The 10,680-nt window shown below is 54.6% G+C and carries 9 protein-coding genes, 2 rRNA genes and 1 pseudogene; 11 read left to right on the top strand and 1 reads right to left on the bottom strand.

What is annotated here, in order from left to right; genetic code table 11:
* The 4 genes and pseudogenes from rrf (EQV93_RS21555) (at position 1) to EQV93_RS22580 (ending at position 2,539) form a co-directional block, all read left to right on the top strand.
* A 5S ribosomal RNA gene (gene rrf, locus EQV93_RS21555) occupies positions 1 to 115 on the top strand.
* Between the two features lie 105 nt (positions 116 to 220).
* Positions 221 to 336, top strand: a 5S ribosomal RNA gene (rrf, locus tag EQV93_RS21550).
* A 244-nt stretch (positions 337 to 580) separates the two neighbouring features.
* Positions 581 to 1,681 (top strand): annotated as a pseudogene (locus EQV93_RS22585) (HAMP domain-containing protein); the annotation flags it as partial.
* Positions 1,655 to 2,539 carry a methyl-accepting chemotaxis protein gene (locus EQV93_RS22580; RefSeq protein ID WP_411172347.1) on the top strand — a complete coding sequence of 295 codons (885 nt, stop codon included), beginning with the start codon at positions 1,655 to 1,657 and terminating at the stop codon, positions 2,537 to 2,539. The pseudogene EQV93_RS22585 and the gene EQV93_RS22580, both read left to right, overlap by 27 nt.
* A gap of 53 nt (positions 2,540 to 2,592) precedes the next feature.
* On the opposite strand, the gene EQV93_RS21540 is transcribed toward EQV93_RS22580, so the two are convergent.
* Positions 2,593 to 3,291: a GntR family transcriptional regulator gene (locus EQV93_RS21540; RefSeq protein WP_240892419.1), complete on the bottom strand. Its 699-nt coding sequence runs from the start codon at positions 3,289 to 3,291 to the stop codon at positions 2,593 to 2,595.
* A 228-nt stretch (positions 3,292 to 3,519) separates the two neighbouring features.
* On the opposite strand from EQV93_RS21540, the gene EQV93_RS21535 reads away from it, so the two are divergent.
* The 7 genes from EQV93_RS21535 (at position 3,520) to EQV93_RS21505 (ending at position 10,549) form a co-directional block, all read left to right on the top strand.
* Entirely contained in the window at positions 3,520 to 5,133 is a 1,614-nt protein-coding gene (locus tag EQV93_RS21535; protein ID WP_240892418.1) for a glycosyltransferase family 39 protein, read from the top strand.
* A complete protein-coding gene (locus EQV93_RS21530) occupies positions 5,114 to 5,359 on the top strand; it encodes a DUF2789 domain-containing protein (RefSeq protein WP_240892417.1) in 246 nt (81 codons plus the stop codon). The genes EQV93_RS21535 and EQV93_RS21530 overlap by 20 nt, the downstream gene beginning before the upstream one ends.
* Positions 5,360 to 5,468: 109 nt before the next feature.
* On the top strand, positions 5,469 to 5,900 hold the full coding sequence (locus tag EQV93_RS21525; protein ID WP_122785377.1) for a MarR family winged helix-turn-helix transcriptional regulator: 432 nt from the start codon (positions 5,469 to 5,471) through the stop codon (positions 5,898 to 5,900).
* Positions 5,897 to 7,987 (top strand): FUSC family protein, encoded by a 2,091-nt coding sequence (locus tag EQV93_RS21520; RefSeq protein ID WP_240892416.1) that lies wholly within the window; start codon positions 5,897 to 5,899, stop codon positions 7,985 to 7,987. Before EQV93_RS21525 ends, EQV93_RS21520 begins: the two co-directional genes overlap by 4 nt.
* Positions 7,984 to 8,193 carry a DUF1656 domain-containing protein gene (locus tag EQV93_RS21515; RefSeq protein ID WP_122785375.1) on the top strand — a complete coding sequence of 70 codons (210 nt, stop codon included), beginning with the start codon at positions 7,984 to 7,986 and terminating at the stop codon, positions 8,191 to 8,193. The genes EQV93_RS21520 and EQV93_RS21515 overlap by 4 nt, the downstream gene beginning before the upstream one ends.
* A complete protein-coding gene (locus tag EQV93_RS21510) occupies positions 8,190 to 9,092 on the top strand; it encodes an efflux RND transporter periplasmic adaptor subunit (protein WP_146385060.1) in 903 nt (300 codons plus the stop codon). Before EQV93_RS21515 ends, EQV93_RS21510 begins: the two co-directional genes overlap by 4 nt.
* The gene (locus EQV93_RS21505; RefSeq protein ID WP_146426252.1) at positions 9,089 to 10,549 is read left to right on the top strand and encodes an efflux transporter outer membrane subunit; all 1,461 of its coding nucleotides are present in this window, start codon (positions 9,089 to 9,091) and stop codon (positions 10,547 to 10,549) included. The genes EQV93_RS21510 and EQV93_RS21505 overlap by 4 nt, the downstream gene beginning before the upstream one ends.
* The last annotated feature ends 131 nt before the right edge of the window (positions 10,550 to 10,680 follow it).

Raw genomic sequence — 10,680 nt, 5'->3', positions numbered from 1 at the left:
TTGACGACCATAGAGCATTGGAACCACCTGATCCCATCCCGAACTCAGTAGTGAAACGATGCATCGCCGATGGTAGTGTGGGGTTTCCCCATGTGAGAGTAGGTCATCGTCAAGATTAAATTCCAAAATCCCTGTCTGCTCACGCAGACGGGGATTTTGTTTTTGTAGAAGTCCCAAGTTTTCACAGAGACGTTTTCATAACGGATCTGATACCGAATTTCTTGACGACCATAGAGCATTGGAACCACCTGATCCCATCCCGAACTCAGCAGTGAAACGATGCATCGCCGATGGTAGTGTGGGGTTTCCCCATGTGAGAGTAGGTCATCGTCAAGATTGAATTCCAAAACCCCTGTCTGCTCACGCAGACAGGGGTTTTGTTTTTGCGAGATAAAAATCTCCAACTTCCGTCATAGCCTTCACCTCTTCTGAAATGACACCAACCCTCAGGTCTTAGCCCTTACGTTTAACGTAAGCGGTTTATTGAGGCGATTCGGCAAGGGTGCCGAAACGGTGGTTACAAATAGCCGAGATAATCCGCTCATTGTTCTGCACTGCGTGCCGACAGCCTAACTGAGCAATGTGTGAATCGGGTACAGAGCCCTTATCTGATGTCTCCCTCACGCATCCCCCCTTTCGGCATAAGAAGTCCCATGAAATGAATCTAAAGTTCAGCCATAAAATCCTTCTGGCCGCTTCAGGAGTCGTGGTTCTGGCGTTCGCGTTTTTCACGTTGTACAACGACTATCTCCAGCGTAATACCATCCATCAGAATATTGAAAAGTCTGTGCAACAGGCAGGCAACCTTACCGCCAGCAGTGTTCAGAACTGGCTGGCTGGGCGGATCTTGTTACTCGAAAACCTGGCACAAAATATCGGCCATCAAGGTAACCAAGCAGATCTGGCTGGATTGGTCGACCAGCCTGCGCTGACCTCGAACTTTCAATTCACTTACGTCGGTCAAGCCAATGGTGTGTTTACCCAGCGCCCAGACGCCAAAATGCCGGAAGGATATGACCCCCGTCAGCGCCCTTGGTATACGCAAGCGGTAACTAACGGTAAACCTATGCTGACTGCGCCTTACATGGCTGCTGTAGGCGGTTTGATTGTGACCATTGCCATGCCCGTCAACAAAGATGGCCAGTTACTGGGTGTTGTCGGGGGCGATCTGAGCCTGGATAGCCTGGTCAAAATTATTAACTCGGTGGATTCAGGCGGCTTGGGCTACGCATTTCTTGTGAGCGGTGATGGTCAGATCATCGTTAGCCCGGAAGAAAATCAGGTTATGAAAAATCTGAAGGATATCTATCCGTCCGGCTCACTGAAGATCGAAAAGGGCATTCAGCAAGTGAAGCTCAATGGTCATGAACGGATTATTTCCTTCACGCCGGTAACAGGTTTGCCATCCGCCGATTGGTACATCGGCCAATCGCTGGATAAAGATAAAGCCTACTTACCGCTATCCGAATTTCGTACTTCAGCATTAATTGCGATGTTTATCGCGGTAGCTGCCATTGCACTGCTTTTGAGTCTGTTGATTAAGGTGTTGATGCGCCCGCTGGTTACGATGGGCCGTGCCATGAAAGACATCGCACACGGGGAAGGAGATCTGACACGGCGTCTGGTGATTGAGCACAAGGATGAGTTCGGCGAAATGGCGGGTTCGTTTAACCTGTTTGTGGAGCGTATTCACGCATCCATTTCAGAAGTGTCTTCTGCAACTCGCCAGGTTCATGATTTATCCGAGCGCGTTATGGCATCGTCCAATGCTTCCATCATCGGCTCCGATGAACAAAGTGCACGTACCAATAGCGTTGCTGCTGCCATCAATGAACTGGGTGCTGCTACTCAGGAAATTGCCCGCAATGCGGCTGATGCTTCGCAACATGCCAGTGGTGCAAGCGAGCAGGCAGATGATGGTCGCAAAGTGGTAGAGCAGACCATTCTGGCCATGTCTGAGTTGTCGCTGAAAATCAGCGAGTCGTGTGCGCAAATCGAAACCTTGAATGCCAGTACCGACAATATTGGCCATATTTTGGATGTGATTAAGGGTATCTCTCAACAAACCAACCTGCTGGCTCTCAACGCTGCCATTGAAGCCGCGCGTGCCGGTGAAGCAGGACGTGGGTTTGCGGTGGTTGCGGATGAGGTCCGGAATTTGGCTCACCGCACTCAGGAGTCGGCTGAGGAGATCCATAAAATGATCACCTCGCTGCAAGTGGGTTCTCGCGAAGCCGTCAGTACCATGAATGCGAGCCAGGCCTCGAGTGAGGAAAGCGTGGAGGTGGCCAACCAAGCCGGTGCACGGTTGATCAGCGTTACCAAGCGCATCGAAGAAATTGACGGCATGAACCAATCAGTTGCAGCAGCGACTGAAGAGCAAACGGCGGTTGTCGAAACCCTTAACGTCGATATCAACCAGATCAATCTGCTCAACCAGCAAGGTGTGGTCAACCTCACTGAGACTCTGAAGGACTGCGATGCATTATCACAGCAAGCAAGCCGGCTTAAACAATTGGTCGACAGCTTCAAAATCTAGAGTGATATCACACAGTAGTTGAATACTTATCCACAGCCCTGACGCTTCCAACGTCAGAGCTGTTTTGGTTTCTGGCTTTTCAGATACTGGGTAATGGCGTTGACGCCGCGTTGCAGGTGCTGTTCCAACTCTGCAATACACATCTCAACATTTCTGGCTCGGGCATGCCGTAGCAAAGCCCGGTGATCGTCCTGAGCCAGTTTGCCCAGATTCATATGTTCAAGGTTAAAACGTAGGAAGCGCTCTTCTTCAATAAGACCGGCTTCAACGAGAGCCAATAATTTCTTATTGGGAGCTTTGCAGTAGAGGGCCTGGTGAAACTGTCGATTGAGCAAGCCGATTTTTCCGAAATCTGTTTCGACTTCGAGTGCTTCGATATGGCCATCAGCGGCCTCCAGGTCTTCCTCGGTGAGCAGGGGGACCGATAATCGAATGGCTTGAGCCTCAAGCAATAAACGCAGCTCATAGGTTTGCAACGAATCATCTGCAATCAAAGGGGCAACCACTGCACCTTTGTACTGAACGACGTGAAGCAAGCCTTGAGCCTCCAATTGTCGCAAGGCTTCTCTGACCGGCATCCGACTGACGCCAAATAGTGTTGCAAGCGCCTCTTGCCGAATGGCCGTGCCGCAGGGAAGTCGTCCATCAAGGATGGCGGTGCGTAAAGTCTCCTCAATGTTCGATCGTGCCAAATGAGCCGGTATAGGACCTGATACGTCGAGGCAATGTAGCGGGGAAATTTTGACGGCCACGTTAAGACTACCTATGCCGAAATTGGGACATGCTTTTTGGATCCAATCCACGTTAGGTACTGACCCAGTCCCTGTCAAACCTTGTTACGATTAGTTTAACGTTACTCCACGTTCAGCGACCCTATAAGGCCATTCTCTTTTTTGATTGGAGGGTTAGTCCGGCCCTATCGACCTTTAATCGTGAACGGGCAAGGTATCCAGTCGGCAGCTCTATTTAACAGGTGAAGAATGGGCGTATTCAGCCGTAACGATGTACTCGTCACACCGCTTCGCGACCTTCATTTGTCTACAGGTGTGTTGGGCACATTGATTCGCCAGCCCATGTTGTGGGGCATTTTATTACTGGCCTGCACTGTGCGTTTTTATGGTTCCACCACCTCTGCGATTTGGTGTGACGAAGCTTCCAGCCTGATATTGAGCAATTACCCGCTTACAGGTATTTGGGAGCACGCGGCACATGATGTGCATCCACCGCTCTATTTCATGCTGTTGCACGGCTGGATAATGCTGTTCGGCGATAGCCTTGCATCGATTCGCACCTTGAGCGTATTACCCGGCATAGCCACGGTTTTGCTGGGGATGTGGTTGGTGCGGCTGGTTGCGCCACAACGGGTCGCGTTACTGGCAGGATTTCTATTGGCGTTGTTGCCGACCGCAGTGCGCTATAGCCAAGAGGTGAGGATGTACTCACTCATGGGTTTTTGGTTGATAGCCGCCACAATTGCGCTGATGTACTGGATTAAAGCCCCGCACAAAAAGCGTTTCTTGGTTATTTACTGCGTGTTAATGGCCGCAGGCTTTTATACCCATTACTTCACGGCCTTCTGTGTAATGGCTCATTGGCTGTATCTGTCGCTCAGTGCCCGCCATACCGGCTACTTGATCAAACACCCAGCCTGGTGGCTCGCCAATACTGCCATCGTGCTGTTGTTCCTGCCCTGGCTCCCCGGATTGTGGGATTTGCTTCACCACGTGGATGAACTCAAAAGCGGCGGTGATGTGGGTTGGGAGCCCGAGGTCGATTCGCACTCTTTACCCGGCATGATCTGGCAGCTGCTAATTCAGAGCGAAGGCGATGATCTGCCTTGGCCCCTGTTCTGGTTTGCCCCCTTTGCGCTAATGGCGGGTGCTGTGTGGTTGGCGATGCGAGATTCGACACCGCACAAATTTATCATCCTGATCGTGATCTATACCCTGCTGCCCATTCTGGCGATTTACGCCGTATCGTTTGTCTCGCCGTTGTTTATCGAGCGCTATGTGATGTTTGCCGCGCTGGGCATACCGATGATTGTCGCGATAGTTATTGATCGCGTGTACAAGCGCAGCCGGGTATTGGCCATCGCTGTACTGACCCTCTTTGTAGGGACTGAGCTTGCTGGCCTGCACAGTAATTTCTCCAGTGAGGCTGATCATTTCGACCGCTTGGTTCGTCACGTCAATCAGCAGTTCATGCCGGGCGACAAGATCGTAGTCAGCGATCTGTTCTGGTATTTCAGTTATCTCTATTACAACAAGACTGGGGCAACCCCCATGCTGTACACGCCGCCCATGGCGGACGGCTCATCAGGGCGGCCAAACGATTACGGTTTTGGCACATTGGTGAACGCAGATGCAGCCAGAATCTACATTGACCATCTGACTGATTTACCCTCGCAAACAGCGCGCGTCTGGCTGATTAGCAGCAGCGTGCAGCCTGATGATTTCAGTTCGATTCCGGCCCGTTGGAACAAAGCGCAGGACATAACAGTCGATGATACGCAGGCTCGACTATATTTGACCTGCACTGGCGCTGACTGCGCCCCACCTGACTGGAGACCCTCCCATGCAAGAGCCAATCCCTAGCATCAACCTTCTGTTCGACCAACTTGGCCTGCCGTCATCCGATACTGAAATCGAGAAGTTTATCGAGGCAAATCTGATGCCTGACGGCGTTAAATTGGTAGACGCTAAATTTTGGAACGACAGTCAACGGGAATTTTTGACGGAGCAGCTCAAGGCAGATGCCGAATGGGCGATTCCGGTCGATGAGCTAAATGAGCGATTGCACGTAAAACCCAAAATTGAGTAACAGAAATAACCAGCAACACTTGACTGTTATCATTTGGCACCCCAATAATAATAGTTAGCCAACTAACATTATGCGATGCCTCTTGCCTGACACTCTTGATCTGCTTCAAATGAATATCAGCTCCGGTATGGTGGTTGCGGCGCGTCATTGGCGTCGCGTCTGCCAGACCACGCTGCTTAATTACGGGATTTCCGAAGCCTGTGCGATGCCGCTGTTGATCATCGGCCGCTTGGGTGAGGGCGTGCGCCAAGTCACTGTGGCCCAGGCGGCCGGCATGGAAAGCCCTTCACTGGTACGCCTGCTCGATCAGTTGTGCAGGGCCGGCTACGTAGTGCGCAATGAAGACGCAAGCGATCGCCGAGCCAAATCCCTGAGCCTGACCGACACCGGTCGTGCAGTGGCACAGGCGATTGAAGCGCAACTCGTAGAATTGCGACGCATGGCGTTGGCTGGAGTTTCTGTGGCAGATCAAGAAGCAGCATTACGAGTTATCAAAGCCTTCGAGGCATCAGGTCAGTTGCCTGATCGAGCATCATCTTGAGCGGTTTTTTCAGCAGTTTGCCGCCTGCTCGTGACTGGTTTTACGGTACGCGCACCTTTGCCGCGTCAATGCTCGCGCTGTATATCGCTTTATGGATGGAAATGCCGCGCCCGTACTGGGCCATGGCGACGGTTTACATTGTCTCCAGCCCCTTTGTCGGGCCGACGAGTTCCAAAGCGATCTACCGGGCGCTGGGGACGCTGATTGGCGCCGCGGCCGCCGTATTTTTTGTTCCATTATTTGTACAAACCCCCTTTTTGCTGGTGCTGGTGATCGCGCTTTGGACGGGCATTTTGCTGTTCTTGTCGCTGCACCTGCGCACGGCCAACAGCTATATTTTTATGCTCGCGGGCTACACCATGCCCATGATCGCCTTGCCGATTGTGGATAACCCGCTAAATGTATTCGACATTGCTGTTTCGCGAACCGAAGAGATCATGCTCGGTATTGTGTGTGCTGCCGTTGTCGGCAGCATGTTTTGGCCGCGGCGTCTGGCGCCTGTGTTTGTCGATGCTGCAACTCGTTGGCTGAACGACGCCGCCCACTACAGCAAACACTTTCTGGCTCGTGATGTAGACCCCGCCAGAGCCAGCGGTCTACGTTCCTCAATGGTGGCAACCTTCAACAGTCTGGAGTTGATGATTGGTCAACTGCCCCACGAAGGCGCCTTGCCGCAAACCGTGCGCAACACCAAAGAACTGCGCGGACGCATGATCCATTTATTGCCAGTGGTCGACGCACTGGATGATGCCTTGTATGCATTGGAGCGTCGTACCCCTGAGCAACAGGATAGAATTGAGCCACTGTTGGCTAAAACCCGGGACTGGCTTGAAAGCACTCAAGAGGGCGCCCCGGTCGAAGCCTGGAAGGCCTTGCGCCATGAACTGGAGCTGCTGCAGCCCAGCGCTGAAGCCTTGGATGAACGACGCCAGCTGGTTTTCTCCAACGTGCTCTATCGACTGGGGGAGTGGATCGATTTATGGCAAGACTGCCGCAGCCTTCAGCATGCGATCGCCACCGGCAGCCAGGCGCCTTGGCGAGCGGTTTACCGACATTGGCGGCTGGGCCGTCTGACACCGTTCCTTGACCGTGGCCTGATGCTCTATTCGGCCTTTTCAACCGTGACCGCGATTGTGGTCGCCTCGGTGTTGTGGATATTGCTCGGCTGGTCCGATGGCGCCAGTGCCGTCATTCTGGCCGCCGTTGCCTGTAGTTTTTTTGCTGCGATGGACGACCCCGCACCCCAGATTTACCGGTTCTTTTTCTGGACCTCGTTGTCAGTCGTATTCGCCAGTCTGTATTTGTTCGTCATCCTGCCCAACCTGCATGACTTCCCCATGCTGGTGCTGGCATTTGCTGTGCCGTTCATCTGTGTCGGCACACTGACCGTACAACCGCGTTTCTACCTGGGCACCCTGCTGACCATTGTCAATACGGCGTCGTTTATCAGCATCCAGGGCGCTTACGATGCTGACTTTCTGGTGTTTATGAACGCCAACCTGGCTGGGCCCATTGGTTTGCTGTTCGCTTTCATCTGGACCTTGATTGCTCGCCCGTTTGGCGCCGAACTGGCGGCTAAGCGCCTGACTCGCTTTAGTTGGCGCGATATCGTCACGCTGACCCGCCCTGCGACTTTAGCCGAGCACCGGCACATGGGCGCGCAAATGCTTGATCGCCTGATGCAGCACCTGCCGCGACTGGCCTTGACCGGCCAAGACACGGGCAGTGCCCTGCGCGACCTGAGGGTGGCACTCAATGTGCTGGACTTGCTCGCCTATTCGCCGCGGGTCAGTGGCGAGCCACGACGCTTGTTGAGCCAGGTGGTGCATGAAGTCGGCGAATACTTCAGCGCTTGCCTCAAGGCCGGCGAGCGCTTGTCTATGCCCACTGACCTGCAAATGACTCTGGAGCGTACCCGCCGGGCACTGAATATTCATGACCTGCAAGACGAAGGTGATGCGCGGGTGCACTTGCTTCATGCGCTGAGTGGGTTGCGTCTGGCGCTCTTGCCGGGTGTTGAATTCATCGTCGACCAAGACAACCTGCCTCAACCCCACAACCCTGGCCTGGATGGAGCGCCGCTATGATCGGTGAGGTAGATATCAGCGGGGTGTTCCTGCCGACGCTTCTGGTGTTGATGGGCATCACGTATTTACTGTTTTTGCTGATCCACGCAGTACTCACGCGTGTGCACTTTTACCGCCTGGTCTGGCACCGGGCTTTATTCAACGTCGGTCTCTACGCTCTGCTGCTCGGCGTTGTAGATTCGTTTAGTCGATACCTAATGACATGAAAAAACCTGTATTGACCTTGGGCCGCGTCGTTCTCACCTTATTGGTGGTCGCGTTCGCCTGCGTCGTGGTCTGGCGCATGACAATGTATTACATGTTTGCCCCCTGGACCCGCGATGGTCATATCCGTGCTGACGTGGTGCAAATTGCGCCTGATGTGTCAGGCCTGATCAAACAGGTGGATGTGCGCGACAACCAGCCCGTGATCCGCGATCAAGTATTGTTTGTCATCGATCAGGAGCGCTTCAAGTTGGCCTTGCGTCAAGCAGAAGCGACCGAGGCTGACCGCAAGGAAACACTGGCGCAGGCGCAGCGCGAAAGCCGGCGTAATCGAGGCCTGGGCAATCTGGTCTCCCGCGAAAGTCTTGAAGAGAGCCAGTCCCGAGAAATGCGTGCACAGGCGGCTCTGACCGAGGCTCAGGTTGCAGTGGACAGTGCCAAACTCAACCTTGAGCGCACAGTGGTACGCAGTCCGGTTGATGGCTACGTCAATGACCGCGCCCCCCGGCTCAATGAGTTCGTTACTGCCGGACGACCTGTTCTGTCGATTGTCGACAGCAGCTCGTTTCATATCGATGGTTACTTTGAAGAAACCAAGCTTGAAGGCATCCATGTCGGCCAGCGCGTTGATATTCGGGTAATGGGCGACAATGCTCGCCTTCGCGGTCATGTCGAAAGCATTGTGGCGGGCATCGAAGACCGTGACCGTACTAGCGGCCAAAATCTACTGCCCAACGTTAACCCTGCTTTCAGTTGGGTACGGCTGGCGCAACGGATCCCGGTGCGTATTGCGTTTGATGATGTGCCTGAAGATTTCCGCATGATCGCCGGGCGTACGGCCACTGTGTCGATCATCGATGACGCTCCCGACGCCAAGCCTGCGCAGGAGGCTGCGCAATGAAAGCTGTACACCTGGCGGCCGTAGGGTTGGGGTTACTGCTGTCAGGTTGCCAATTACTCGGGCCGGATTACCAACTACCCAAAGATTCGGCGGTGCAGCGCCCGGACTTGCAGGGCGAGCTGGCGGGCGAGGGCGATAATGTAGTGTCAGCCCCCGTTCCGAACGACTGGTGGAAACTCTACCAAGACCCGACGCTGAACGCGTTAGTGCGCGAGGCCATGGCCTCCAACACCGATTTACGCGTAGCCGCAGCCAACTTGTTGCGCGCGCGGGCTCAGGTTGAGCAAGCGCAGTCGGCGGGCGGCTGGAGTGGTTCCGTGAAGGCGGGTGCGCAACGCTTGCAGGAGTCGGGTGAAGCGTTCTTGCTCGCAGACAAAGTGCCCGTGGCCAACGTTGGCGATCTGGGCATCAGCACCTCCTATCAGTTCGACCTGTGGGGTACGTTTCAGCGCGGTATAGAAGCCGCTCAGGCCAATGCCGATGCCACTCAGGCGGCAGCGGACACGGCACGTATCACCGTGGTGGCCGATGTTGTGCGGGCGTATACACAAGTGTGTTCGGCCAACGAAGAACGTGAAATCGCTGAAGAGTCATTACGCCTCCAGTCACAAAGCACAACCCTGACTCAGCGCCTGCGCGACGCGGGGCGTGGAGACGAAACTCAAGTAACACGTTCAGAAACTCAATTCAGATCCCTGCGTGCTGAACTGCCGCGCTATCAAGCCATGCGACAGTCGGGCTTGTTCCGCTTATCAATGCTTCTGGCCAAGCCGCTCGACCAACTTCCGGCTGGCGTGGCCACATGCGCCGAACTGCCACACATCGCTCAATTACTGCCCGTGGGTGATGGCGCGGCGCTGCTCAAACGCCGCCCCGATGTGCGTCAGGCTGAGCGCCATCTCGCCGCCGCCACCGCCCAGATTGGCGTAGCCACCGGCGCCTTGTACCCGGACATCAGCATCGGTGCGAGCATAGGCACCGTCGGGATTATCGACAATCTAGGTACTGCACCGACCAATCGCTGGGGATTCGGCCCGTTGCTGAGCTGGACCATCCCGACCAACGGCTCGCGGGCGCGGATTCGAGAGGCAGAAGCGGCCACTCAAGCTGCACTGGCCAAATTCGACGGCGTGGTGCTTAACGCCATCCGCGAAACCCAGACCAGCCTCGTCCAGTACACCGCTTTGCTGCAGCGCCGAGATGCGCTGGCTGAAGCGGATGAGTCGGCGAGAACAGCGGCCGAGCAAACCCGTCAGTTCTATCAGGCCGGGCGAGAATCGTTTCTCGCCGACCTGCAAGCCACCCGCACCTACACCGACGTGAAAGCTCAATTGGCAGCGGCCAACACCCAAGTCGCCATGAGCCAGATTGATCTGTTCCTGGCGCTGGGAGGCGGATGGGAGTCAGCGCAAAAGCCGCAGGGCCCACAGTCAACTGCGACTCAAGCTAAGCCGTGAGTTGTTTCAGTGTGCTGGTTCAGACATTTCTCTAAATTCTGTAGGAATAGGCTTCTGTGCTCGTGATTTGAGCGACCTGGTGTACGCCTGAAGCGCCACCCTTCTGAGTTTGCCCCGTCACTTCCATGAGG

The sequence above is a fragment of the Pseudomonas sp. TMW22091 genome (genome assembly GCF_022496705.1).
In the GTDB taxonomy this organism is placed as follows: Bacteria; Pseudomonadota; Gammaproteobacteria; order Pseudomonadales; family Pseudomonadaceae; genus Aquipseudomonas; species Aquipseudomonas saxonica.
The sequence above is the reverse complement of the archived record's forward strand: the minus strand, read 5'-3'. Positions and strand labels throughout refer to the sequence as shown.